Below are 24571 nucleotides of genomic sequence, written 5' to 3'. Positions count from 1 at the left end.
TCCGGGCGCCGCCACAGGGCGCCCCGGATCGAGGAGGTTAGGCCTTGTTGTATGGTTCATTGTCCCGATGGGCGGCGGTTGTCGTTGCGCCGTCCATGATCCTGATGGTCGCCTGTGCGCCGCCGGTCCCGCCGCCCACCGTGGCGGAGCCGTCGGCCATCGAGATTGCGGGTGCGTTTCGGCAGGCCCTCTATCCCATCACATCGCTGCTGGCGACCACGCCGGGTGTTATTGGTTGGGGCGATGGCGGCCGCGGCGCACCGGCTTTCATGACCGACGAGATCAAGGCATCCGTGGTAGAGAATGTGCGACAGGTCAAGGATCAGTATTCCGCCTGCAAACACTACGCCGAAGCGCTGAACATTGTAAATGCCGAACTGGAACAGTCCATGGCCGAAGCCGAATCGCAATTTCGCTGGCGCACCATGATGGGCTTCATCGAAGCCTATGAAACGATCAACCCGGGTACCCTTAAAATAGCCCGGCTCAAGGAACGCGCCCAAATCCAGTTGAATTGTCCCGAAGTCGCTCTCAAGGGCTTTTTCATTGACAAGGAAAAGAACGACACATACGCGTTTTTCCACCTCATTCTGCATCCCGGCAATGAAGAAAAGCGTGTTCAGGCGCGCGTGGGGGATGAATTTTATGGACTTCGTTTTGTGGAGATTATCGGCAAGCGAAGGGGTGCTGTATTGGAGTACCTTGCGGTTCCCGGGCAGACTTTCCGGGTGATGGGGCCTTGAAGACGGCCGCTTGCTTCCACCACGCGATCCGTCCGATCCGTCGGATCGGCCGGCTCCATCGGATCGGCCCTATCGTCCGTTATAAATCGCCTCTTCGTACCAGACGCGCCACATCAATTCGTACCGTTCGAGCGGAAGGCCCGTGAAGGCGCAATTGCTGGTCGAAAAGATGTAACCGCCGCCGGGCATGCCATGGCGGATGCAGTACCGGGCCGATTCGATCACTTCTTCGTCCGTGCCGGAAGTAAGGAGTCCGCAGTTGACATTGCCAATCAGGCACACACGGCTGCCGTACAGGCGCTTGACCTCGGCGATGTCCACATGGCCCTGCGGGTCGAGTGAATGCAATGCGTGCGGACCGGCCTCGACGAGTTGATCGAGAATCGGCATGATATTGCCGTCCGTGTGTTTGATGGCATAGAAGCCCATGTCCCGGTATCCTTGGCACAATTGGGCGAGATAGGGCGCGACGATGTCTGAAAACAGGGCCGGACTGAGAAACGGGCCCGTGTTGAAACAATAGTCCGCACACAGCGCGAAACCGTCGAGTCCGCCATGTTGTAGAAAGCGTCCGGCGCGTTCCAAGGCGCCGTCCACCTGCCGTTGGGCTTCTGCTTGGGCATCCTCGAAGTGGGTAAGCAGCCATTCGGTCCATGCGGCCATGTGCTCGCCGTTCGGAATCGAATAGGTTGCATCGCCGTGGATCATCAGGAAGAAATCATGGCCGGATTTTTCGCGGACGAGATCTATCAGGCGAAAGGTTTCCTCCTCGCTGCCGGGGTTTGGATGCAGGAATATGGCGTTGTGTTCGTAACGGCGGGCGGTGGCGATATAAAGATCGGCCATTTCGTTTCGATGCAGTTGCCGCTCCCGTTCGGTCATCTGATCCCATTGATGATAGACGCGCTGGCTTGGATGCAGTTTGCCAAAGGCTTCCATCGTGAGGAAAAACACCAGCTCGAAATGGGGCACGCGCCCCGGAACGGGCCGCCGTTCCAAAGCGGCAATAAATCGTTCACGCGGTGTCATGTGGAATCCTCCCGGAACTCCGGCTGTAAGCGGCGGCGCTTTTATTGCGCCTCGCCGCGGGCGTGCTGATCGGCCCATTCGGCGATCTGATCTTTGTCCAACTTCGGAAATAGGACCACGGGGGGCTTCAAGGCGGCGCCGGCGGGCAGCCGCTCCTTGCCGGCGTTCCAGCCGTCCGGACCGCCATCCGGGCCGCCTTGGGGCAATGTCGCACCGAGCACGTCCGCGAGCACGCCGGCGGCATTCGGGAAAAACGGCGCCATCGTCGTGCATAGGGCGCGCACGACCTGGCAACACACATGGAGCGTCGTGCCGGTTCGTTCGAGGTCCGTCTTGCGCGTGATCCACGGCGCCTTCGCGTCGAAATACTGGTTCGCGCGGCGCCCGATTTCGATGAATCGCTCCACGGCCAGCCGGAAACGGAAGGTCTCGATGGCTTCCGCCACGGCATCCATCTGTTCCGGCAGGAAGGCGAGAAGCGCCTTGTCGTCGTCGTCGAACGGACCGGGCGCGGGCACGCGGCCGTCGAAGTTCTTGACAGTCATTGTGAGGCTGCGATGGACGAAGTTGCCCACCACGTCGCACAACTCGCCGTTGTACCGTGCGGCAAATTCGTCCCAATCGAACGCGGCATCCTTCGTTTCGGGCGCGTTCGCGCAGAGGTAGTAGCGAATCGCGTCCGGCGACACTTTCGACAGCATCCAACGGACCGTAATCATGTTTCCACGCGATTTGGAACCCTTTTCCGATTTGCCCGTCTCGCGATTGAAAATGTTCAGATATTCATTTCCGATGACATTGTCTGCGAGAATGTAATCGCCTTGGCCCATCAACATGGCGGGGAAGATCACGGCATGGAACGGCACGTTGTCCTTGCCGATGAAATGAATCAGGCGCGTGCCGGCGTCTTTCCACCATTCGATCCAGCGGCTCTCGTCGCCGCAGGCCTCAATGGCCCATTGGCGCGTATTCGTGACATAACCAATCGGTGCGTCGAACCACACATAAATGCGTTTGCCTTCGGTGTCCTCGCCTTCGAGGGGAATCGGCACGCCCCAGTCCGTGTCGCGCGTGATGCAGCGCGCGCGCAGATCGTTCACCCATCCGTATGCGATGCCGCGCACGTTGGAACGCCATTCCGGATGCGAATCGAGCCATTCCCTCAGGCGGTCGGCGAAGGCCGGGAGGCTCAGAAACCAATGCGCCGATTCCCGCAGGACAGGCGTTGATTGGTCGCCGGGGATGTTGGCGCGCGGATTTCTGAGATCCTGCGCGCTGTACTGCGCGCCGCAATTCTCGCACTCGTCGCCGCTTGCGTCCTCGTAGCCGCACTTTGGGCAGACGCCCTTGACATAGCGGTCCGGCAGGAATCGCTGCGACTTTTCCGAATACCACAGCTTCATCGTTTGGCGTTCAATGAAACCGCCCTTGTTCAATTGCGTGAAAAACGACTGGGTCGTGTCTATGTGCAACGGCCAGGATGTGCGGCCGTAAATATCGTAGGAGATGCCCAGTTCCGCAAAGGCGGCGGCATTCGCCGCATGATACCGGTCTATCACGTCCTTCGGCGTCACGCCTTCCTTGAGGGCCGTCAGCGTAATCGGCACGCCGTATTCGTCCGATCCGCCGATATACAGCACACGCTCGCCGCGCAGGCGTTTGTAGCGCACGTAAATGTCCGCGGGGAGGTACGCGCCCGCGATATGTCCCAGGTGAATGTGCCCGTTCGCGTAGGGTAGTGCGCTTGTCACCAACGTCCGCTTGAATTGCTTTTCCGTGTTCATTGCACTCCATTCATCCGTCGCCGCCGGTTATCAATCTTCCGGCGCAATCATTTTGTTCGGATCCACCAACTTCCTGAACTCGTCTTCCGTCAGAAAACCCAATGCCACGGCTTCCTGCAACAGCGTCGTTCCATGCGCATGCGCCGCCTTGGCGATCATGGCCGCCTTGTCGTAGCCGAGCGTGCGGTTGAGCGCCGTCACGAGCATGAGCGACCGCGAAACATGCTCCTCGATGCGCGCAAGATTCGGTTCGATGCCGGCCACGCAATGTTCGGTGAACGATCGAATGACGTCCGACAGCAGGCGCACGGACTGCTGGACGTTGTACATGATCACGGGCTTGAATACGTTCAACTCAAAGTTGCCCGAAGCGCCCGCAATCGCGATGGTCGTGTCGTTTCCGATTACCTGCGCGGCCACCATCGTGACCGCCTCGCACTGGGTCGGGTTGACCTTGCCCGGCATGATGGACGAACCCGGTTCGTTCTCCGGCAGTTGCAGTTCCCCCAGGCCGCTACGCGGGCCGCTACCCATCCAGCGGATGTCGTTTGCGATTTTCATCAACGAACACGCCAGCGTCTTGAGCGCGCCCGATGTCATGACCAGCGCGTCGTGCGCGGCCAGCGCCTCGAATTTGTTCGGCGCCGTCCGAAACGGCAGGCCGCTCAGTTCGCTGATACGCTTGGCCGCCTCGACGGGAAACGCCTTTTTGGTGTTCAGGCCCGTGCCGACGGCCGTGCCGCCGAGAGCCAGTTCGCTCAGACGCGGCAGGGTCGAGACAATGCGTTCCGTCGCGTTGTTGATCTGCTGTGCATAACCGGAAAATTCCTGTCCGAGCGTCAACGGCACCGCATCCATGAGATGCGTCCGTCCAATTTTTACGATGCCGCCGAACGCGTCGGCCTTTGCGACGAGCACCTCATGCAGGCCGCGCAAAGCCGGCAACAGATCCCGGTGGATGCGCTCGACCGCCGCGATGCTCATCGCCGTGGGAAACGTGTCGTTCGATGATTGCGACATGTTCACATGATCGTTCGGATGGACCGGTTTCTTGCTGCCGAGTTCCCCGCCGAGCAGTTCGATGGCGCGATTGGCGATGACCTCGTTTGCGTTCATGTTGGTCTGGGTGCCGCTGCCGGTCTGCCAGATGACCAGCGGGAAATGGTCATCGAGTTTCCCCTCGATGACCTCGTCCGCCGCTTGGCAAATCGCCGTGCATAGGTTTTCGGGCAACAGGCCCAAGTCACGGTTGGCCAGTGCGGATGCCTTCTTGACGATACCCAACGCACGGATGAATTCGCGCGGCATGCGTTCCGTCCCGATCCGAAAATGGACCAGCGACCGCGCCGTCTGGCATCCGTAGTAACGATCCGCCGGAACCGGCATATCGCCCATGCTGTCACGTTCGATGCGATAGTCCATACCATGAATTCCTTTCGCGTATTCGAGAAATCAAGTGTCCGGCTTTCGTAACAAAAGGGCGTGGCCGTATCCCGTTCCACCTTACGGATGGGCCGGCTCCGCCGCGTCTTGAGACTTTTTCTTTTCTTCGGCCGCCTTGCGTTCGAGTTCCATCTCGTAGGCATCGGCATCCGAAATGCGCCGGTCGGTCACGACCACGAGATGAAAGCCGCTTGAGGTCTGAATGATCTCGCTCAATTGTCCAAGGGGCGCGGTCCAGACGTACTCCTCGAATTCCGTCTCGAAAGTCCGGCGCGGATAATATCCGAGGTCACCGCCGCGGGAGGCGCTGCCTTCGTCGTTCGAAAATTCCCGGGCCAGTTTGCCGAAGTTCGCGCCCTGCTGAATGCGGCTGCGCAGGTCGTTGATCAGTTCCAGCGCGCGGGCGCGATCAACCGGATCGTCTTTATTGCATCGGATTAGGATATGTTTCGCGCGTACCTGCGTGAGATTGGCGCCCATCCGGCTCGTGAACCAAAGCGCGGCCACCGCCGCCGCGAACAGCAACATGACGCCGAGCCAGATCCATCGGGTGCGATCCTTCGGCTCTTCTCCCATTTCCATGTCAGGTGAGTTCATCGAATTTTCCCAGATAACTTGAATAAAACGATATGACGATGTAACCGACGACGACGGCCACGGCAAGGCTGATGGCGACCTCGCCGACGCGCGTCGCGACATTTACCGCATGAACCGCCTCGTCCATCTGATATTGGGCGGCCTTGTTCAATGCCGCTTCGAGTTTCCCGGACTGTTCGCCCACGTGCAGCAATTCTCGCGCAGTTTCCGGCAGGTATTCCGAATGGGCGAATGCCTCAACCAAGGTCGAGCCGCCCGCGACCAATGGCGCCGGTTTCAACAGATCGCGCTCGATATAGGGATTGGCGCAGGTGGCCGCGGCGCGTTCCAACGCGCGCACGATGGGCACCCCGCTGCCGATGAGCAACGACAGGCTCCGGAAATACCGGGCCATCGCGAAACGCCGCGTGACCGGCGCGAGGGGCCAGACATGCGTCGCGACATATCCCCAGATCCATTTGAAGATGCCCAGCCGCGCAAGGACAACGGACGTGGCCGCGCCGCTGCCGAACAACAGCATCGCGGCGCCCTGAAACCGCATGTAGTATTCGAGGTAGGTGTTGAAATTGAAACTGGTGTCGGTGAAACTCATTTGCCGGATCAGCATCAATGCGAACGATCCCAGGAACCACGCCGCGGCGAGTTGAAGCGCGGGATAGATCGACTTGCCGATAATAGTGCGCTTCATGCGCTGGCGCTCTTCAAAATAACCGGCCAGATCCCGAAGGGATGCGTCCAGATTGCCGCCGACCTCGCCGCTGGCCAGCAACTCGACCATGATAGGCGGCAGCCGGTCCTTTTGTGCGCGCGCCGCCTCGCCCAAGGTCTTGCCGTTCCGAATCGCGCGGCCCATGCGTTCGAGCACTTCCCGCGCGGCGCGGTCCCGCGTGTTCTTGTGGACTATCTCCAACGTGCGGAGAATCGGAATGCCGGCATCGTACGAAGTGGCCAACTGCCGGCACAGCGGCACCAGCGTCTTCGTTGACAATTGGGGCGATACGATTCCCATGGCGATTGTTCCGCAATCCCGTTACGTTGCCTAAGCCTCCATTCGACCAATACCCTTGGACATGAGGAACTTGTCCAACTCCAAGGGCAACCGGCGTCGAATGGCGCCATTGCGCAATTGGCGTCTTTACCGTCGCTTCCGGTGCTGATTTTAGCAGACCCGCCCTGATTACCGCCAACCCGCATTGGCGGGCGCGCCTCCCGTCCGCGTGAGCAATCAGTCGAAGGCCTTCAGTGAAAGGCCACGGAATTCGATCGCCGCATCGTAAGGACCGGGGATTTCCCATCCGAGGTTGAAGGTCGTGATGGCCAGATCCTCGAATTGCGTGTTCTTCAAATGACCGTGTTCCTGTGAAATGGCCAGTCCTTCGCGCAGCAGTTGCCGCAGGTCCGTTTCGATCGATCGCCACCGTCCGTCGCCGGTCGGGCCATCCCAGAACCGCCTGCCGTCCAACGTGCAGATGAATTTATGGGAGGCGTCCGCCTTGCCGGTGTCGAGGGCGTAATGGGGACCGGGAATTTCCTGTCGCGCATCGAAAAGGGGTAGGCCAAACCAGATCATGTCCTGGAAATCGGGATTGCCCGGCTTCATATTATGAACCGTCCAAAAGGCCGTGACGTGCGCCGTGTGCAGGCTTGGATTCAGGGTCGCTTCCGAAAGAGGCTTGCAGTACGGGATCCGCATTTCGACGGCAAATGCAAGTCGCTTCAGCGGAGCCGGCGGAATCGGTTTGTCAAATCGTTGTTCAATAAGAAGATGCGGCCATGGCTCGCCGTAGGCGCGCATGCGACCCGCATATTCCGTCTTTCCAAACACTTCGAGACGAACGCAGGTTCGCTCCGGTTTGGTGCGGATGATAACGACCCGCTTGCCGGGCGTTTCCGCAAGCCACCGGTTCTTGCCGATGTCCCGGCATGCGCCGGGTTCCAGTAGGTAGCGCGATGCCCACTGGGCCATGCGCCATGTGGGCGGAAGGGCGGACGCCCGCGCGGTCGTCCGCAAGACGCCGAGTTCGACTTTTGGCGCGGGATGGCTGGCGGCCGTTAGAAGGAACCCGCGCTCGAACGTGGTGTCGGCGAACAATTCACGTCCTGGAGATTGCGCGGCAATGTCGTGCGCGAGCACGAGGATCATCGCCGCGCAAATGCCCGTCATGTCTTCAATTCCAGCACGAAACCGGCGTTTTCGTCGAACGTAAGATCGCCTTGGCGCCTGCGCGCAAAATCACGGGCAATCGAGAGTCCCAGCCCCAGGTGATCGGCGCCTTTGGTCGTGAAGAACGGTTCGAACATCCGTTCGCGGATCTCGTCCGGGATCTCGATATCCATGTTTTGCACAGCGACCGAGCAGGCGCCCGCTTGTGCCACGGTTCGCACACGGACTTTCGCGTTTTTCTTGCCCGCGCCCGCCTCGCACGCATTGATCAACAAACAAAGCAGCGCCAATTGGAACTGTTGGGCATTCACCGCCATGGAACAGCCGGCCGAGGCGTCCTCGTATTCCAGTTCCATCCGTGCGCGGCGAAAGTCGTGGCGGCAGAGAGCAATCGTGTTTTCCACAAACGGCCCGGGGTTGATCATGCTGCTCCCGGGTTGTTCCTTGCGCGCGACGTCCGCAAGGGTTTGGACCAGGCATCCGCAACGCTGCGCCGCGAGGGTGATCTGGGCAAGCATGCGCCGGGACTCCTCCGGCAAATGGTCTCCGGAAACAATCAATTCGGAATAGGAAAGAATGGCGCCCAGTAGGTTATTGAGATCGTGCGCGACGCTGTTTGCACACATGCCGGCCAGGTGGCCGCGAAACACCCGTTGGATTGCGCCAAGGTGTTCCGGAAATTCAAGGTTCATGCGCTGTTTCCGTGCGGTTACAAGGCCTCGGCGACGGCTTGGGCGAACTCGCTGCACTTCACCTGGCGCGCACCGTCCATGAGCCGCGCAAAATCGTAGGTAACCGTCCGGGCTTGGAAAGTCTTGACCAAGGCGGACGTAATCGCTTCCGACACCTCAGGCCAACCCAAATGATCGAACATCATCACACCGGACAGGATCAGGCTACTGGGATTGACCATGTCGAGATTGGCGTACTTCGGCGCGGTTCCGTGCGTCGCCTCGAAGACGGCCGTGCCGGTTTCATAGTTGATATTGGCGCCCGGCGCGATGCCGATGCCGCCGACCTGCGCCGCCAAGGCGTCGCTCATAAAGTCGCCGTTGAGGTTCATGGTCGCGATGACATCGAACTCTCGGGGACGCGTCAGGATTTGCTGCAGGAAAATGTCGGCTATCGTGTCCTTGACCAGGATCTTGCCGCCGGGATTGCCTCCGCAGTCGTCCCAGCCGACGGCTACGTCGGAAAACTCCTCGCGCACGAGTTCGTAGCCCCACTTGCGGAATGCGCCTTCCGTGTACTTCATGATATTGCCCTTGTGGACCAGCGTGACCGATCGGCGGTTGTGCTTGACGGCGTATTGGATGGCCGCGCGCACGATGCGCCTCGTGCCGCTTTCGCTGATGGGCTTGATGCCAAGGCCGGAATCAGGCCGGATGGTCCATCCGAATTCCTGCTTGAGAAACGCAAGCAATTTGGCGGATTCCGCCGTGCCGGATTGCAACTCGTAGCCCGCGTACACATCTTCCGTGTTTTCACGGAAGATGATCATGTCCACGTTCTCCGGTTCCCGGACGGGGCTGGGCACGCCGGGGAAATGGCGCACCGGCCGCACACAGGCGAACAAGTCGAGCAGTTGTCGCAACGAGACGTTCAGACTGCGGAATCCGCCTCCGACCGGCGTCGTCAAAGGGCCTTTGATGGCGACGAGGTGTTCGCGGATGGCATCGAGCGTTTCGTCGGGCAGATACGTGCCGCACACGTCGTTCGCTTTCTCGCCGGCGTAGACTTCCATCCACGCGATCGCGCGCTTGCCGCCGTAACAGTGCTTTACGGCCGCATCGAAAAGATATTTCGACGCGCGCCAAATGTCGGGGCCTGTGCCGTCCCCCTCGATGAACGCGATAATCGGCCGATCGGGCGTTGCCAGTACACCGTGTGCATTGGCCGTGATTTTTTCGCCTTCGGGCACGCGGATATGTTTGTATTTGCTCATGATTTCCGTCTATTCCGCCTAACCGGCCATTATCAAAGGGCCACAAGCCGCACTTCGGTGACGTGTGGGACGTTGCGGATCTTTTCCATGGTCGAGTCGTCAATCGGGGCGTCGAGATTCAAAACGGTAAGCGCCCGGCCTCCCTGGGCGTCGCGACCGAGCATGAGGTTGGCGATATTGATGCCGGCCTCGCCGATGATCATGCCCACGCGCCCGATAATCAGCGGCTTGTCCTCGTTCATGCAAATCAGCATCCAGCCTTCGGGCTTGGCGTCCACACGCATCCCGTCAATGCTGCAAATGCGCGGATCATGTTTGCTGAAAAGCGTGCCCGCGACGCGGTGGATCTCCTTGGTGGTTGTCACGGTGACGCCGATTTCAAAAGCGTAATCCGGCGCGCGGACGGCGCGCGTTTCGGTTACCGCGATGCCGTAGCCTTCCATGAGGGATGGAGCGCTGACCATGTTGACCGTTTCAACCAGCGGCGAAAGAAAGCCGGTCATGATCGATGCGGTAATGGCGTAGGTGTCCGAAACGCCGAGATCGCCCGCGTACTCGATGTCGAGTTTGGTCGGATGACCCTTGATGAACGACGACTGGAAACGCCCGATTCGCTCGGCGAGATACAGCATTGGCGCCAGCGCCTGCCGCGTTTCGCCGTCAAGACTCGGCACATTGACCGCGTTGACAATGGTGCCGGTATTGAGGTAATCCACAATCTGGCGCGCAATATCCACCGCCACCGTCAACTGCGCCTCGTCCGTCGAGGCCGCCAAATGCGGCGTCATGACGATATTATCCAGCCCGGCAAAGGGGTTGTTTTCCGGCGGTTCCTTCGTAAAGACGTCGAGGGCCGCGCCGGCGATGATTTTCTCCCGGAGCGCCTGCGCAAGATCCTCCTCGTTGACGATCCCACCCCGGGCGCAATTGACGATGCGGCACGTGGGCTTCATGCGCCGAAGGTGCTCCATGCGCAGCATGTTGTTCGTTTTCTCGGATTTCGGCGCGTGAATCGTGATAAAGTCGGACCGTTCGACCAGTTCGTCCAAGGAAACCAGTTCGACTCCGAGCGCATCCGCCTTGACCTTGGTCATGATGGGATCGTGTGCGATGATTTTCATTTCAAACGCCTGTGCGCGTTTGGCCACCGCCGAACCAATCCGCCCCAATCCCACGATGCCCAGTGTCTTGCCGCAGACTTCCGTGCCCATGAATTTCTTGCGATCCCAGCGGCCGGCGTGCATTGAGGCGTCTGCGGCGGAAATGTTGCGGAGCAATGCAAACAGCAGCGCAAAGGCATGTTCGCAGGTGGAGATGGTGTTGCCGCCGGGGGTATTCATCACGACAACGCCTTTTTTCGTTGCGGCGTCCTTGTCTATGTTGTCCGTGCCGACGCCTGCACGCCCCACAACCTTCAGGCGCCCGGCGTTTTCGAACACGGCGGCGGTTACTTTCGTGGCGCTGCGCACAATGAGCCCGTCGTACTCGCCAACGATGGCGGCCAATTCTTCCGGCTTCTGCGGTGGCATGACGTCCACCTCGATGCCTGCTTCGCGTAAGATTTCAACGCCCTCTTCGCTCAAACCGTCCAACACCAGCACACGAGCCATGGCCTAGTTCTCCGCAAAGCAGCGTTGGGCCGCCGCGACGCCTTCGCCGATTTTCACGGGGGCGCCCATGTCCTTTAGAGCAAGTTCGATTGCTCCGATGACAACCAGCACGTCAAATTGATCGTAATACCCCATGTGCGCGATTCGTTCGATCTTTCCCTTCATCTGATCCTGGCCGCCGGCGCAGGTCACCTTGTATTCATCGCGCAATTTCTTGTGCAGCGCCGAACCGTCCACGCCTTCCGGCAACAAAACCGATGTGGCTGCGTTCGAGGGCGCCTTGGAGAACAGCGCCATGCCCATGCCGAGAATGCCCGCCCGCGTGGCCGCGGCCAGTTTGGCATGCCGCGCCCAGACCGTTTCCATGCCCTCCTCCATCAACTGGCCAAGAGCCGTATCCAGCGCGATCACAACGGATACGGCCGGTGTGAATGGGGTTGTGTTCTTTTCAAGATTTTTCAGGGCCTTGTCGAACGACAAATAGAACTTCGGCAGCGTGGATTTTTTCATGGCGTCCTGGGCTTTGGGGCTGATGGCCGCAAAGGCAAGTCCTGGCGGCAGCATCAGCGCCTTTTGCGAACCCGACACCACCACATCCACGCCCCAGTCGTCCATGCGCAACACATCCGCCGCCAATCCGCTGATGGCGTCCACCACCAGCAGGGTGTCCGTCTTGCGGGTGATGGAGCCGATGGCCGCGATGTCCGTCAACACCGTCGTGCTCGTTTCATGCAGTGTTGTATAAACGGCCTTGATGGAGGGATCGGCTTTCAAGGCGGCTTCAATGCGCGCCGGATCCACCGCCTCGCCCCAAGGCACGTCGAGAATCTGCATGTTGACGCCGTATGCCTTTCCGATCTGGCCCCAGCGTTCGCCGAATTTGCCGCCGTTCACGGATAGGGCCTTGTCGCCTGCTGAGAGCAGGTTGACGATTGCGCCTTCCATCGCGCTGGTGCCGGATCCGGCGAGAATCACGACCGGATTCGTGGTTTGAAATACCGTTTTCAGTTTGGCCGACACCGAGGCAAACAGTTTTTCAAACGCCGCCTGCCGGTGATGCGTCATCGGCGCGGCCATGGCCAGCAATACATCGGGCGGTACAGGGGTCGGCCCCGGCGTGAACAATCGTTCTTTTCTTTTCATGAGTGTAAACCCTCTCCTTTCCGCCGCACAGGGTAACTGCGGCGGCCAGCGATGCGTGTGGATGTCTGCCAGTTGCCAATCGTCCCTCACGCGCACGAGTTGACGACGAAAGGCTATCAAAAGCGCCTTTTCGATTCAAATTGTCTTTGGCGCAGGGATTGAATTCAATTCCCGCGCCGTTGATAATGGCTTCCCTGAAAGCCGGTTTCGGGCTTCTGCAACGGGAAAGGGTTTTACATGCCGGTCAAGATGCTGTTTGTGATAGGAGCGCCGCGTTCGGGCACGACCATGCTTGAACGCATGCTGGCCTCGCATTCAATGATCATGGGCGGTCCCGAACCGCATTTGCTGACCCCGCTCGCCCACTTGGGCGTTTGGGCCAAAGTGGACAAGGCGCCCTATGACCACATCTTGGCCGCGGAATCGCAAAAACTCTTTGTCGAGTCGCTGCCAAACAAGGAACAGGACTATTGGACGGCTTGCCGCGCGTACTGTGATGTGCTTTATGGACAATACCTCAAGACAAGCGGCAAACCCATTTGCATGGACAAGACCCCGGCCTACGCGCTGATACTCCCCTTTATGGCCAAAGTCTTCCCGGATGCAAAATACGTCGTTATTACACGGCATCCGATTGCGACATTTTCGTCGTATGCCAACTCGTTTTTCGACGGCGATTATCATGCGGCGCAACAATACAACCCGATCCTGAACCGCTATGTGCCCGCGCTGGCGAACTTTCTGCGCCAGAAGGAAACGCCCTATGTCCATGTTAAATACGAGGACTTGGTCAAAAATCCCGAAACGTGGATGGAACGCATCTACGATTACATCGGCGTGCCGTTTGAAAGGGAAACCATCGAGTATGGGAAAAATGCCTCGGAAGATCAGCGAACCAAAGGACTTGGCGATCCAATTGGCGTGCGGCAGCATACGCGGCCCTCGACGGCCTCGGTCAAGAAATGGGTCGAGGATTTGGCCACGGACACCTCGCGCCTCAATCTGATGATCGAAATCCTCGAGCAGATCCCGCAGGAAGACTTGGAAACCATCGGCTATCCGCTCGGAACGCTGCTCAAACCGCTTGAGGAGGTTGACGGAACGAAAATTGTCCGAAAAGTTCCAAAACTGACACGATACCGCCTTGAACGCAAGGCCATCATCCGTCTTCGCGCCATGGCCAAGAAGCACGGATTGCTCCACAAGATGCTCAAGCGCGTGCAACTTGCCTGTGACGTGTTGTTGAGGGAATAGCGGCGCAAGAGGGGGGGGATACTTGAGAGGACCGTGTTCTCGGAGTCGTGAAGGTCTCGGAATGTAACGCCGATTTCCAAATCGGCTTGCTGAAACACGACATGCCGATTGGGAAATCGGCGCTACAGAGCGGCCATTTTCAATTTCAATACAAGATCTCCTTGCCTGATCTGACATGAAATTGCCCGGAAATGCCAATCTTCGTGGAAATTTTCATCTTTTGTCTCAAGAACTCGGTACTCTCAAGGGGGGATAGTGTCTGTCGTTATTGCGCGTCGGCGAGGCGCGTGGCCGGCTTTCCGGTTTTGCCGCCCGGCAGAAGACGGTGTTGGCGCGCATAGTTCTGTAGGCGGTTTCGCATGAGTTTTCGACCGCGAAACAGGCGCGACATGACGGTTCCGATGGGGCACCCGATACTGTCGGCAATTTCCTTGTAGGATTTCTCCTCCAGATCGGCCATGATGACTGCCACGCGAAAATCTTCGGGCAGTGAATCGAGGGCGGCCTTGACCTCGTCATCCAACAATTCCAATAGATCGGCCTTGGATTCCACCGGATCTTTTCCGACGGCCGCCGATTCCGGACTCGGGACCGGCGCCGCTTCCGCGCCGGTCAATTCGACCGAATCCAGCCGCCGGGCCTTGCTTCGGTATTCGTTGATGAAGGTGTTGCGCAGGATGGTCAACAGCCACGCCTTGATATAGGTCCCGTCCTGGAATTTGTCGTGAAACCGCAAGGCCTTGACGACGGCGTTTTGAGTCAGATCCTGGGCGTCCATGGCATTGCGCGTGAGACGCAACGCCACGGCATACAGCATGTTCAGATGTTCGAGAACCATCTTCTCGAACTCTTCTGAACGTCCGCTGCCGGCTGTATGACTCGACTCGCTCATCGTCGTTTTCCACCCGTTTGCCGCCATGAAAAAATACACACGGCGCATGGACCGGTTGACTGCCGGTCTTTCCTCCGTGTGACAGTGTAGCAGCCTTTTGCGCCAAACGCAACGGAATACACTTTTTCCTGTGGCGGGGCGGATCTTTTTTCTATATGCCGGGTTCCCCTTGTCCAGGCCGACCATGCTAAAATATAAACTTATTTTTTGCTCAAAGTATGCACGGAAAGTCCTTGGGGCGCGGAACGGAAGACAGACGGTCAACCCGGCCCGTCCCAAAACCGTCTGCGTTGTACGAAACGGACGGGACAATTTGTTCCATAATCTTTCCGCGCGCGCACTCGGACGGGAGAATTGCATGGATACCAAGATCGGTTTCGCGGAAGCCCTGCGCGGGGGCGTGCTCATTTTCGACGGCGCAATGGGCACGGAGATTTACAAACACAATATTCAGTCGTTTCGGAACTTCGACGAACTCTGCGTATCGGATCCCGGCATTATTCGCGGCATTCATGCGGCCTATTGCAACGCGGGGGCGGACGTTCTGACGACGAATTCGTTCGGGGCGAACCGTCTTGCATTGAACAAATATGGGCTGGGGGATCGGGTCCGGGAAATCAATGCCGCTGCCGTGGCGTTGGCGCGGGAAGTGGCCCTTCAGGCGGATCGCACGGTCTACGTGGGCGGTTCCGTGGGGCCGGTGTTGCGGGAATCGCCCGACGACGACGTCCTTGGCGCGTTGCGCGAACAGACGGGGAGCCTGATTGACGCGGGGGCCGATTGCATCCTGTTTGAAACCCTGCCGACGCGCGAGTCGGCGGAAAACTGCGCGGAGATCATGAAGGAGTGGCCGAATTTTCCTTTTGTCCTTTCCTATCGCGTGTTCGACGATTGCGAGAGCGCGGCGGGCGAGCCGCTTTCACGGCTTATGGCGCCGTTGCCGGAGGGCATGCCCATGCCCGTGGCTTGGGGTATGAACTGTGGGATTGGGCCGGATGCGCTGTTGACGGCCACCGAACGCGCCGTCGGATTGATTGACCGGCCGCTGATTGTCCAACCGAACGCCGGACGGGCCAAGGAAGTTGCCGGGCGGCAAATCCTTTTTTGCACGCCGGACTATCTCGGCGGCTACGCCAAGCGTTACCTGGATCTCGGCGTTCGCGGCATCGGCGGCTGTTGCGGCACGACGCCCGATCACATCAAGGAAATCGCCCAACGGATCAAGCCGCTCGCGCGCAGTTCCGGCAGGGCGGCCGCAATCGTCGTGGCATCCGAAACGCCCGCGAAGGAACCGATGGCGTTCCAGCATAAGTCGCGGCTCGCGTGGCGTCTCGCCAACGGGAAGTGGTCCACGTCGGTCGAATTGATTCCGCCGCGCGGATACGACTTGGGCGACACGATCCAGAAAGCAAGAACGCTCCACCATCACGGCGTGGACGCGGTCAATATTCCCGACGGTCCCCGCGCGAGTTCGCGCCTGTCGCCGTTGATTACCTCGCAGCAAATCCAACGCGAAGCGCAAATCGAAGTGATCCTGCATTTCTGCTGCCGCGACCGAAACCTCATCGGCATGCAGGCGGACCTGCTCGCCTGCGCGGCGTGCGAGATCCGAAATATCCTCTTCGTCACCGGCGATCCGCCCAAACTCGGCAATTATCCCTTTGCGAGCGGTGTGTTCGACATGGACTCGATCGGTCTGTGCGCGGTCCAAAGGCGTCTCAACCAGGGCATTGATCTTGGAGGGCAAGCCATCGAACCGCAAACCCACGCGGCCATTGGAGTCGGCGCCGATCCAACCGCCCTCGATTTCGAGCGTGAAATCAGGCGTTTTCATGAAAAGATCGCGGCGGGCGCCGAATTCGCCATTACGCAACCGGTCTTCGATCTCGACGCCTTGTTTCGGTTTCTTGACCGTGTGGCATGCCTGAACATCCCCATTCTGGCCGGAATCTGGCCGTTGGCCAGCCTGCGAAACGCGCAGTTCCTGCAAAACGAGGTGCCGGGCGTGACTGTTCCGGATAGCATCATGGATCGCATGGCTGCGGCCGGCGGCAAGGAGGACCAGCGCCGTGTCGGCATCGAGATTGCCCGCGAGGCGATCGAACGGTTGCGCGACAGCGTTGCGGGCGTGCAGATCAGCCCGCCCTTTGGAAACGTGCAAACGGCTTTGGCCGTTATCGAATAAAGAGAATTCCCGGAAATCGGAGTTCGCCCGCAGGTTTTTTGTAATCGGGAGATAAAACGATGAAACTCATGAGCGTGGACATCGAAATCGCGGATGTGTTCGAACTGGGCCGGTACGAAGACATCGAGAAGTATGCGCCATTTCACATTGCCATCGCGGCCACCGCCATCCCGGAGGGCGCGGAAACCCTGTGGTTTTCCACGAGGGAACCGGGCAGCCCCGAACCCGCGCCGTATATGACGCGCGAAAAAGCGCATGAACTCCTCGATTATCTGGCGGGCATGCAGCAGGACGGATACCGCCTGTGCTCATGGAACGGTCTCGGATTCGACCTGAAATGGATTGGCCATGTCGCGCAGGACATGAAACTCGCGGCGCGCATCGCGCTGAAAAGTTACGATCCGATGTTTCAGTTCTTCAACCAGACAGGGTATCCGGTCGGCCTTGATGCGGTCTCGAAGGGCATGAAGATCGGGCAGGCCAAGTCCATGGACGCCGCCGACGCGCCGAAACAATGGCAGGCCGGCAACCATCAAATCGTCATGGAATACGTCATGGGGGACTGCCGGCTGACCAATCGGATTTTTCTGGCCATCGAGCAGCACAAGCGGATTCGATGGATCGCCGCCAAGGGCGCCGTCCGCGAAATTTACATGCCCCGGCTCAAGACGGTGGAGGAGGTGCTGAAGGATCCCGAACCCGATCAATCTTGGATGAAGACCCCGCTGCGCCGGTCAAAATTCTGCGAATGGGCGCTGAAGGCTTGATCCCCGGGAATGCGCCTACCGGATAGCCAGCATGCGGTCAATGGGCACCCGCGCGCGATCGATGATGTCGCCGGGCAGTTCGATGGCAAACTGAAGGTTTTCAAGCGCGGCAAGGGTTTGTTCCAGCGTAATCAGGTTCATGTGTTTGCATCGGAGATTGCAGGCGCGGACCATTTCGCGGTGGGGGAACTCGGCGGCGACGTTGTCCGCCATCGTGCATTCCGTCAGCAGGATATAGCGGGGCGCATCCTCGTTTCGGATATATTCGAGCATGCCCTTGGTGCTGCCTTTATAATCCACAAGGGCGATGACGTCCGGGTGGCATTCCGGATGGGCCAGAATGACCGCGTCGGGAAATTGCCCGCGCAGGCGCTCGACGTCCTGCACCGTATACAACTCGTGAACTTCACAGCGCACGTTCCATCCGATGACCGTCTTGCGGCCCGGCGTGGCGGGTTCCGGCGCGGCGGCATAGGCCGCGTCCAGGTCGGCGGCGGTATTCCGCGCGAGATAGTCGTCGGGTAGAAAAACGACGTGCTCGTGTCCCTGATCGAACAAGTGCCGGACAACCGCGGTTGCGTTGCCCGAGGTGCAGCAGTAGTCGCTTTCGGCCTTGACGGCGGCATAGGTGTTCACATAGGTCACGACAGGCGCGCCGGGATACAGTTCCCTCAGGCGGCGGACATCCTCGACGCCGATCCCCTCGGCAAGCGAACAGCCGGCCTTTTCCGCCGGAATGAGCACCGTTTTATTGGGATTTAGCACCTTGGCGGTTTCCGCCATGAATTGCACACCGCAGAAAATAATGACATCCGCGCTGGTTTGGGCGGAAATGCGCGACAACTCCAGCGAATCGCCCGTATAGTCCGGCACGCTGTGATACAGCGCCGGTTCCATGTAGTTATGGCCGAGAATCACCGCGTTGCGTTCGCGTTTCATGCGATTGATACGAAAAGCCAGTTCGGCCTTGGGCGGCAATTCGAATTCAGGCACGACACCGTTCAGCTTGGCCTGCATGCGGCGCAAGGTTTCTTCCACGCTGGGCGCGTCCTGAACGATTCCACGATCTTCCGGCATGTAACAGTGTCCTTTCGGAAACATGGGACGACCGGCTACAAAACGGCCCGGCCGTCTGCGAAAACAATGGCGAAGACGTTTTTTACCTCATGTAACAAACGCCCTCGCCAGCCTTGTAGATAGTGTATCATCCGCTGCGCTTCCAACACAAATGGCGCATTTTGAACCCGGCGGCCTCTTGAAACGTCTATCGGCGGTTAGCGATCGAAAGGATCGCTTGCGAACGGTCGTAAAGGACTTTGATGGCGGGCGTTATTCCTGTAGAGCGGATTATGGAATTGTCCTGAAGCGTTGATCTTGGAGTCCCGGCATGGCAGAAATAGGGGCGAATATGTGGGACAATCTGTCCAGCCTGTCCATCCGCAGGCACGGTTTGGTTTCGGAAAAGGCAGACGGGACAGTCTGTCCTGCGTTGCGCGCCCAAAGAATTTTCCGTTCGCGTTCAGAACAGGTGTATACATGCAAGCACTCGGCGCTCTCAAGTCCGTGCAATTCCGGATTGAATTGACACGCGACGGTATGTTCATTCATGCTGGCGTTCAACGACCAAGGAGGTTGGCGGTGAGCGGGCATTCGGTGTTGATTCCCAGCGTTGCGCCGGAAGTGGCGACAGCCACGATGTCGGCGGCCGGCACGGCATTGACCGCGGGTCTGGCCGTCTATGCGCTTGCGCATGGTGTAAAGAAATTGGTTGAGTCGCAAGTGGATGGCGCCCGCTCGCGCATGGCCGCGGAAAAACAGCGGCTGGCCGAATGGATGCAGTTCCAGGCGGCGCAGCTTCGTTCGATGGAACTCTTCCGCCAGACGGAGGCGGCGTTGCATGCCGCCGAGGAACGTTTGGCTTCGTTGGGGCTGGCGGACGTAACCCAACGCGCGGCGCAAACGGCGGGGGAACCGTCCGCGCCGTCCGCAGAAGCCTATCTCTCGCTGGGCGCGTCGCGCATGACCCCTGAACAAGTCCAATCCATGTTCCACGATATGACCGCCATCTTCGAGGCGCTGCCGGAGACGTTTCGCGCGGCGGAGGATTCACCTTTTCCGAAACTGGCCAAGCAGCGGAAGCGTCTCGAAGCGCAATTCGCGGGCGGTGGACGCGCGTCTTGGCGCGAGGTGGCCTCGTTTAAGGAAACGTTGTCGCGCACCGTTGCAGATTATGCAGCCCGGACGGCCGCGCGCCGGGAACACGACGAGGCCGCGCTTGCCCGGCTTGAAATCCTGCTGGACGACCTCCTGTTCCACCGCGAATTGGCCCGGGGTAATGAGGAACGTTCCGCACTGGAAGCGTTGCTGAGTCAAGCCGTCACGCTGTTCGAACGGCGCACGGTCAAGACCGGCCAACTCGAATTGATGGAGAAGCGGCTCGAAGCGATCAAGAAGGGCATTGCACAGCGGGTCGTTCGGACAGCGCACCGGACAGGCCTGTGCGAATCCATCACCCGGCATCTTGGAACCATGGGCTACGGCATGGTCTCGGCGTTCCCATCCGATCCCGAAACGCCCAATCTCGAGGCAAGTTTCAAGATCCCCGGCGGTGACCGCATCTGTATCGCCATCACGGAAAATGAACAAATCCACTTTGAATTGCAGCATGAGCGGCTGGACAAGGCCGGGATTTTGACACCGTCCGACTGGATGGAGATCCGCCGGCAGGAAAGGCGCTGGTGTCAAGACTTCAAGGAACTGGTCCGGCGATTGGTCGCCGAGGGATTCTCCTACGAGGTCGCTTCGGAAAGGCTGGTTCCCGAACAGGCGATCAAAGTGGTGGTCGTGGACACGCCGGAGGACATCCTAGCCATGTCGTACGAGGAGACGCCGGAGCGAATCGAAGAAAAGAAGCGATACCTTTCATAATGGGCGGCTTACCGTTTCGACTCGGCGCCTGTGAACAAATTCATTGCAACGGGGCCGGTAACGTCGAATTCCCCATCGGCATGGACATGGGCCGCCTGGCCGAATTGGAATTCGGCGTTACGAGTGCTCAGAGCCGCCGTAGGGCGATCATCGTGCAATCGTCGTGCGGCCGGGCGGGCGCGCAATAGGCGGTGACGGCATCGTTGACGGCTTCTATCAATCCGCGTGGGGGATGCGCGTGAAAATTCCGGGCGATGCGAGCGAGCCCTTCGATGCCGAGTTCGTCGCCGGATTCCGAATGGCGCGCCGATACAACGCCATTCGTATACAGTAGGACGGTGTCGCCCGCGGACAAGTTCCATTCCGCGTCAACCCATGTCGGCGAGGCCGAAACGCCGGCCGGCTGTCCCGATGCGTGCCCTGCGAGTTCGACGCCATCCGGCCGGATAAGCAATGCCGGATGGTGTCCCGCGTTGGCGCAAAGCGTCCGGCCGGTCGCCAAATTGACCGTGAGATAGCACAAGGTGCAGAACGTGCTGTTTGGGGACTGTTTGACAAGGTCGGCGTTGAGCGATTTGAGCACCTCGACGGGCGAAACGACATAATGGGCGCACCGGCGGAACTCCGCCAGCAGTTGCGCCATCGAAAGCGACGTTGGTACGCCCTTGCCGCTTACGTTTCCTATCAGAATGCCGGCATGGTCGGCGTCCACGTGCACGAAATCGTAAAAATCGCCTCCGGCCACGCGCGCGGGCCTTGTTTCACCGTATACCTCGAACCGGCCCGTGCCGGCTGTTGGCCATTCGCGGATAAGAAAACCCTGCTGAATCATCCACGCATGCGCGATTTCCTGCTCGATGCGCTGCCGTTCGAGGATTTGCTGGTGCATCGAGGCGTTCTCGATGGCCAACCCGGCCCCGTTGCCCACTGCGGCGCACAACAGGAGATCGTCGCGAGAATACGTGTGGTTTTCCCGATCGGCATCCACATAAAGAATCCCGAGGATTTTTGACTTGGCCCGCAACGGTACGCACATAATCGATCGCAGGTTCAACGCCATGACGCTGTCCGCCATGTTTAAATCCGAATCCGTGATCTTGTCCCGGTACAATACGCTTTCGCCGCCCGTCAGCACCCGCCGCGCGGCCGTCCGGCTGATTCGGACAGCGTCCACATTCACCCGCTCAAGGCGTCCTTCGCGAATCGTATGGACTTTATGGCATACCGGACATGGAGCGAGTTGGTTCTCGCCTTCGCCGGCGAAGAAGATGCCCCCATGCTGTCCGCGAATAGCCTTCATCGTGGTTTCGAGGATTTGATCCTGAAGACTGCATGTTTCGTAGTTCGACGAGATCGCATTAAGCACGCTATAGGCGGCTTCAAGTAGTTCTGCCGGGCTGTGACCCTGCTGGGCGGAGGGATTGAAATCGGTCCCAAAGGTCAGTGTGCTTTCCGAGACGGCGCTTGACTTGGGCGTCGGGCGCGCGGGCGTATCCGCCTCGATTTCAAACCGGAGCACGGTGGCGCCGATGGTGATTTTGTCGCCGTGACGCAGTTCGCCTTCGATCATCCGCGTCCCGTTGAGGATGGTGCCGTTCGTGCTGCCCAGATCCCGCCAGTTGAACACCGTCCCATGCGCCACAATTTCGACATGGTGCCGGGACGCCGAGGGATCATTGATCACAAAGCCGCAATCAGGGGTCCGTCCAATAATAATGGATGAACCGACCGGTTTCCGCAAACCCTGCGGCATTCCGGTTTCCAGCACCAGATACCCTTTTACTGCACTGGCCATCCCAGATCCCCATATTACACTTTACAAAGATACCATTATTTTCAGCAAAGCGCAAGAATCAAGATTGTATGCCGTCGTTTCTCGTTAGATGGAAACGCCTTGGATGGATTGATTTGATTTCGTTGAATTATCGCTTTTCGCATTTCGACCGAGAATCAAGGCGATATGCTGCCCCATAAAATAACGTTTGGCTATCGCGGCCATCGCTCATCCATGGGGGGGAACACGGGATACGGTGCATGGGGTTCTATTTGATACCAGTACGCCACGCTGGCAATGTCGTCGGTAAGAGGCTGGAAGCGGTGCCCGGGCCACCATCCCAAGGCTTGGACCGTTGCGCGGAATTTCCGCTCGAAACGGATAGGATCGGGAATATGCCAGCGGTACATGCCGTAGCGGGGCGCTTCGCCGGCGATTTGCCGGGCGAGCGGGAGACCGAGAAAAGGCGTTGAATACACTTGCGGCGGTTGGCCGCCTTCGGCGAAACACCATGCGCCGCCGACGTAGTCCTCGGTTCCGGTTCCGCAAATCGTCGGATATGCCGTATCGTCGTCAATATAAAATTTAACCTCGCCTTCACCCCACCAGCAGTTGGAAAGTTGGGTCCACGCCAGATATGTGCCCGAATAATGGCCCCGGCCTTCAAGACCGTCCACGATGACATGCTCCGGGCAGTCGCGCGAGGTCATCGAACGCCTCCATTGCGCGTGAAAACGGCCGGCATCGGCGGGTACATCCGTCAGCGCATAGGTAATCTGGTAAAAAAGCAGCCGCAGAAATTCCTCGCCCTGATTTTCAATGGTTATCCGGCACGATTGCCCGAAGGGCATCGGCCAGTACGAATTGAAGCCGCCGACGGGATTGACCACGATGGGCATCGAATTCACAAGGGTGCGCAGGCCATGGCCGCACGCAAAAAAATCGCCGAGCGGAACTTCGACGCTGGGTTCCGTCTCGCCGTCCCAATAACAGCGGAGCACGCAGGTCCGGTAGGCTTCCGGGCGTGTCGTGATCCAGATATGCTGAATGACGCCCGGCCCTTCGATATCGGCCAGCGTGGCCGTGGCGCCCGCGGCAATCCCAATGAAAGGCCGCGCCTTCCAGCCTTTGCCGAGCACACGGGCGGGATTGGCGCGCCCGTCGGGTTCGGGTTCGGGCTCTGCCATGGCGCCGGAGCCGGGCGCGCCCGTCGGATTTTCCGCGCTGATGGAGCGTGTTTTGGCCCCGCTGATCATCGGGATCATGCCAAGGTTCCATGCCGTGAACGGATTGGCTTCCATCGGACAGGTCTCCTTCATGCGCGCACCGGCTCGCGAAGGCCGGTGTCAACGCCTGCAATATGGACTTCGAGCCATTGCACGAGCAGGCCCATGACCATTTCCCGCAACGGCTCGGTGTTTCCGTATTGGGAGAGCATGGCGCGAATCCGTCCCAATTCGTCGCGAAACCAATGGTGATCCTCTCGGTTTTCGCGGAGTTTCGAGCAACCGCGTTGTTCCATCAGGGCCTCTTCGCAGTCGAAATGATTGTTGGCATACTCGCCGAGAAATTCGATCATGGATTGAAATTCCGCAACGCGTTCTTCCGCTTCGGACGCTTTCAACAGTTCGACGATATGGCCAAACAGCGCCTTGTGCTGCTCGTCAATGATTGGGATACCGGTCCCGTAACGGTCCTCACGCCATCGCAACATGCCCAAACGCTCCTTCCCGGGAAGGGATTTTACGAAAACGTCCGTCCCGGTTCCAGAAAACGAATCCGCATGACAATTTGATCGGGTAGCCGGGTTGAAATAGGCTATTTACTTGGATGCCCCGGCGGCCAAATTTTTTGTCTTGTTTGGAAACGCGTGTGGCGCCCATGTTGAAGAACCGGGAGAGATGGTCTATGCACAGGTTGCCGAGCGGCGGCAAACCGCTGGATTCGGAAGCGAAGTTGCGGATTCTGGCGGGAATACGGCAGGAACAGGCGGATCGAGAACAGAGTTATCGAGGACAGGCGCTCAAGTTGTTTCCGCATGTGTGCGCGCGGTGCGGGCGTGAATTTTCGGGCAAGCGTCTCCGCGAACTGACTGTCCACCATAAAGACAACGATCACATGAACAACCCGCCCGATGGAAGCAACTGGGAATTGCTTTGTCTGTACTGCCATGACGACGCCCACGAGGCGTATGAGCGCGCCGGCGGGCGATTGCCGGACAGCGGTGGCGAACCGTCGTTGGGATTTCGTCCTTTTGAGGGTTTGCAGCGATTGTTGAAGGCGCGGGAAAACGAAGCCGCTTCGGAATAGCGC

At 59.1% G+C, this 24571-nt stretch carries 21 protein-coding genes; 6 read left to right on the top strand and 15 right to left on the bottom strand.

Annotation, left to right across the window (positions count from 1 at the left end):
- Window positions 1-44 precede the first annotated feature (44 nt).
- Complete coding sequence (locus P5540_05090; protein ID HRT64183.1) at window positions 45-743, top strand: hypothetical protein; 699 nt, start codon at window positions 45-47, stop codon at window positions 741-743.
- A gap of 69 nt (window positions 744-812) precedes the next feature.
- Here the strand turns inward: P5540_05090 and P5540_05085 are convergent, their stop codons facing one another.
- The 10 genes from P5540_05085 to P5540_05040 all read right to left on the bottom strand — a co-directional run bounded on the left by P5540_05085 (window position 813) and on the right by P5540_05040 (window position 12458).
- Window positions 813-1772 (bottom strand): uroporphyrinogen decarboxylase family protein, encoded by a 960-nt coding sequence (locus tag P5540_05085; protein HRT64182.1) that lies wholly within the window; start codon window positions 1770-1772, stop codon window positions 813-815.
- A gap of 41 nt (window positions 1773-1813) precedes the next feature.
- The gene (gene metG / locus P5540_05080; protein HRT64181.1) at window positions 1814-3556 is read right to left on the bottom strand and encodes a methionine--tRNA ligase; all 1743 of its coding nucleotides are present in this window, start codon (window positions 3554-3556) and stop codon (window positions 1814-1816) included.
- Between the two features lie 30 nt (window positions 3557-3586).
- Window positions 3587-4978, bottom strand: coding sequence for a class II fumarate hydratase (gene fumC / locus P5540_05075; GenBank protein ID HRT64180.1), 1392 nt, complete (start codon window positions 4976-4978; stop codon window positions 3587-3589).
- An 81-nt stretch (window positions 4979-5059) separates the two neighbouring features.
- Window positions 5060-5596: a peptidylprolyl isomerase gene (locus tag P5540_05070; protein HRT64179.1), complete on the bottom strand. Its 537-nt coding sequence runs from the start codon at window positions 5594-5596 to the stop codon at window positions 5060-5062.
- Complete coding sequence (locus tag P5540_05065; GenBank protein ID HRT64178.1) at window positions 5583-6605, bottom strand: type II secretion system F family protein; 1023 nt, start codon at window positions 6603-6605, stop codon at window positions 5583-5585. Before P5540_05065 ends, P5540_05070 begins: the two co-directional genes overlap by 14 nt.
- A gap of 216 nt (window positions 6606-6821) precedes the next feature.
- On the bottom strand, window positions 6822-7760 hold the full coding sequence (locus P5540_05060) for a hypothetical protein (protein ID HRT64177.1): 939 nt from the start codon (window positions 7758-7760) through the stop codon (window positions 6822-6824).
- On the bottom strand, window positions 7757-8452 hold the full coding sequence (locus P5540_05055; GenBank protein ID HRT64176.1) for a HAMP domain-containing sensor histidine kinase: 696 nt from the start codon (window positions 8450-8452) through the stop codon (window positions 7757-7759). Before P5540_05055 ends, P5540_05060 begins: the two co-directional genes overlap by 4 nt.
- Before the next feature lie 17 nt (window positions 8453-8469).
- Window positions 8470-9705 carry an NADP-dependent isocitrate dehydrogenase gene (gene icd, locus P5540_05050; protein HRT64175.1) on the bottom strand — a complete coding sequence of 412 codons (1236 nt, stop codon included), beginning with the start codon at window positions 9703-9705 and terminating at the stop codon, window positions 8470-8472.
- A 32-nt stretch (window positions 9706-9737) separates the two neighbouring features.
- Window positions 9738-11315, bottom strand: coding sequence for a phosphoglycerate dehydrogenase (gene serA / locus P5540_05045; GenBank protein HRT64174.1), 1578 nt, complete (start codon window positions 11313-11315; stop codon window positions 9738-9740).
- A gap of 3 nt (window positions 11316-11318) precedes the next feature.
- Window positions 11319-12458 carry an alanine--glyoxylate aminotransferase family protein gene (locus tag P5540_05040; GenBank protein ID HRT64173.1) on the bottom strand — a complete coding sequence of 380 codons (1140 nt, stop codon included), beginning with the start codon at window positions 12456-12458 and terminating at the stop codon, window positions 11319-11321.
- A gap of 237 nt (window positions 12459-12695) precedes the next feature.
- Here P5540_05040 and P5540_05035 point away from each other — a divergent pair, with 237 nt between their 5' ends.
- On the top strand, window positions 12696-13712 hold the full coding sequence (locus P5540_05035) for a sulfotransferase (GenBank protein HRT64172.1): 1017 nt from the start codon (window positions 12696-12698) through the stop codon (window positions 13710-13712).
- 265 nt (window positions 13713-13977) lie between these two features.
- Here the strand turns inward: P5540_05035 and P5540_05030 are convergent, their stop codons facing one another.
- The gene (locus P5540_05030) at window positions 13978-14604 is read right to left on the bottom strand and encodes a sigma-70 family RNA polymerase sigma factor (protein ID HRT64171.1); all 627 of its coding nucleotides are present in this window, start codon (window positions 14602-14604) and stop codon (window positions 13978-13980) included.
- 358 nt (window positions 14605-14962) lie between these two features.
- Between P5540_05030 and P5540_05025 the strand changes: the two genes are divergently transcribed.
- Both P5540_05025 and P5540_05020 read left to right on the top strand, forming a co-directional pair.
- Window positions 14963-16789 (top strand): bifunctional homocysteine S-methyltransferase/methylenetetrahydrofolate reductase, encoded by a 1827-nt coding sequence (locus P5540_05025; protein HRT64170.1) that lies wholly within the window; start codon window positions 14963-14965, stop codon window positions 16787-16789.
- A gap of 59 nt (window positions 16790-16848) precedes the next feature.
- Window positions 16849-17556: a hypothetical protein gene (locus tag P5540_05020; protein HRT64169.1), complete on the top strand. Its 708-nt coding sequence runs from the start codon at window positions 16849-16851 to the stop codon at window positions 17554-17556.
- 15 nt (window positions 17557-17571) lie between these two features.
- Here P5540_05020 and nadA read toward each other — a convergent pair whose 3' ends face one another.
- On the bottom strand, window positions 17572-18633 hold the full coding sequence (gene nadA / locus P5540_05015; GenBank protein ID HRT64168.1) for a quinolinate synthase NadA: 1062 nt from the start codon (window positions 18631-18633) through the stop codon (window positions 17572-17574).
- Between the two features lie 561 nt (window positions 18634-19194).
- Here nadA and P5540_05010 point away from each other — a divergent pair.
- Window positions 19195-20484, top strand: a complete 1290-nt coding sequence (locus P5540_05010; GenBank protein ID HRT64167.1) for a hypothetical protein — start codon at window positions 19195-19197, stop codon at window positions 20482-20484.
- 127 nt (window positions 20485-20611) lie between these two features.
- Here the strand turns inward: P5540_05010 and P5540_05005 are convergent, their stop codons facing one another.
- From P5540_05005 to P5540_04995, 3 genes are all read right to left on the bottom strand, one after another.
- The gene (locus P5540_05005; protein ID HRT64166.1) at window positions 20612-22279 is read right to left on the bottom strand and encodes a SpoIIE family protein phosphatase; all 1668 of its coding nucleotides are present in this window, start codon (window positions 22277-22279) and stop codon (window positions 20612-20614) included.
- A gap of 191 nt (window positions 22280-22470) precedes the next feature.
- Window positions 22471-23559 (bottom strand): DUF2961 domain-containing protein, encoded by a 1089-nt coding sequence (locus tag P5540_05000; protein HRT64165.1) that lies wholly within the window; start codon window positions 23557-23559, stop codon window positions 22471-22473.
- 14 nt (window positions 23560-23573) lie between these two features.
- Entirely contained in the window at window positions 23574-23972 is a 399-nt protein-coding gene (locus tag P5540_04995) for a hemerythrin domain-containing protein (GenBank protein ID HRT64164.1), read from the bottom strand.
- A gap of 194 nt (window positions 23973-24166) precedes the next feature.
- Here P5540_04995 and P5540_04990 point away from each other — a divergent pair, with 194 nt between their 5' ends.
- Window positions 24167-24568, top strand: coding sequence for a YajD family HNH nuclease (locus P5540_04990; GenBank protein ID HRT64163.1), 402 nt, complete (start codon window positions 24167-24169; stop codon window positions 24566-24568).
- Window positions 24569-24571 lie beyond the last annotated feature (3 nt).

The sequence above is a fragment of the Candidatus Hydrogenedentota bacterium genome, assembly GCA_035450225.1.
In the GTDB taxonomy this organism is placed as follows: Bacteria; Hydrogenedentota; Hydrogenedentia; order Hydrogenedentales; family SLHB01; genus DSVR01.
This window is presented reverse-complemented; position numbering and strand designations above follow the sequence as displayed.

What these genes read in the sequence shown, in the direction of transcription:
- P5540_05085 (HRT64182.1), bottom strand. Translation starts at nt 1,772, where the DNA reads ATGACACCGCGTGAACGATTTATTGCCGCTTTGGAACGGCGGCCCGTT.
- metG (HRT64181.1), bottom strand. Translation starts at nt 3,556, where the DNA reads ATGAACACGGAAAAGCAATTCAAGCGGACGTTGGTGACAAGCGCACTA.
- fumC (HRT64180.1), bottom strand. Translation starts at nt 4,978, where the DNA reads ATGGACTATCGCATCGAACGTGACAGCATGGGCGATATGCCGGTTCCG.
- P5540_05070 (HRT64179.1), bottom strand. Translation starts at nt 5,596, where the DNA reads ATGAACTCACCTGACATGGAAATGGGAGAAGAGCCGAAGGATCGCACC.
- P5540_05065 (HRT64178.1), bottom strand. Translation starts at nt 6,605, where the DNA reads ATGGGAATCGTATCGCCCCAATTGTCAACGAAGACGCTGGTGCCGCTG.
- P5540_05060 (HRT64177.1), bottom strand. Translation starts at nt 7,760, where the DNA reads ATGACGGGCATTTGCGCGGCGATGATCCTCGTGCTCGCGCACGACATT.
- P5540_05055 (HRT64176.1), bottom strand. Translation starts at nt 8,452, where the DNA reads ATGAACCTTGAATTTCCGGAACACCTTGGCGCAATCCAACGGGTGTTT.
- icd (HRT64175.1), bottom strand. Translation starts at nt 9,705, where the DNA reads ATGAGCAAATACAAACATATCCGCGTGCCCGAAGGCGAAAAAATCACG.
- serA (HRT64174.1), bottom strand. Translation starts at nt 11,315, where the DNA reads ATGGCTCGTGTGCTGGTGTTGGACGGTTTGAGCGAAGAGGGCGTTGAA.
- P5540_05040 (HRT64173.1), bottom strand. Translation starts at nt 12,458, where the DNA reads ATGAAAAGAAAAGAACGATTGTTCACGCCGGGGCCGACCCCTGTACCG.
- P5540_05035 (HRT64172.1), top strand. Translation starts at nt 12,696, where the DNA reads ATGCCGGTCAAGATGCTGTTTGTGATAGGAGCGCCGCGTTCGGGCACG.
- P5540_05030 (HRT64171.1), bottom strand. Translation starts at nt 14,604, where the DNA reads ATGAGCGAGTCGAGTCATACAGCCGGCAGCGGACGTTCAGAAGAGTTC.
- P5540_05025 (HRT64170.1), top strand. Translation starts at nt 14,963, where the DNA reads ATGGATACCAAGATCGGTTTCGCGGAAGCCCTGCGCGGGGGCGTGCTC.
- P5540_05020 (HRT64169.1), top strand. Translation starts at nt 16,849, where the DNA reads ATGAAACTCATGAGCGTGGACATCGAAATCGCGGATGTGTTCGAACTG.
- nadA (HRT64168.1), bottom strand. Translation starts at nt 18,633, where the DNA reads ATGCCGGAAGATCGTGGAATCGTTCAGGACGCGCCCAGCGTGGAAGAA.
- P5540_05005 (HRT64166.1), bottom strand. Translation starts at nt 22,279, where the DNA reads ATGGCCAGTGCAGTAAAAGGGTATCTGGTGCTGGAAACCGGAATGCCG.
- P5540_05000 (HRT64165.1), bottom strand. Translation starts at nt 23,559, where the DNA reads ATGGAAGCCAATCCGTTCACGGCATGGAACCTTGGCATGATCCCGATG.
- P5540_04995 (HRT64164.1), bottom strand. Translation starts at nt 23,972, where the DNA reads ATGTTGCGATGGCGTGAGGACCGTTACGGGACCGGTATCCCAATCATT.
- P5540_04990 (HRT64163.1), top strand. Translation starts at nt 24,167, where the DNA reads ATGCACAGGTTGCCGAGCGGCGGCAAACCGCTGGATTCGGAAGCGAAG.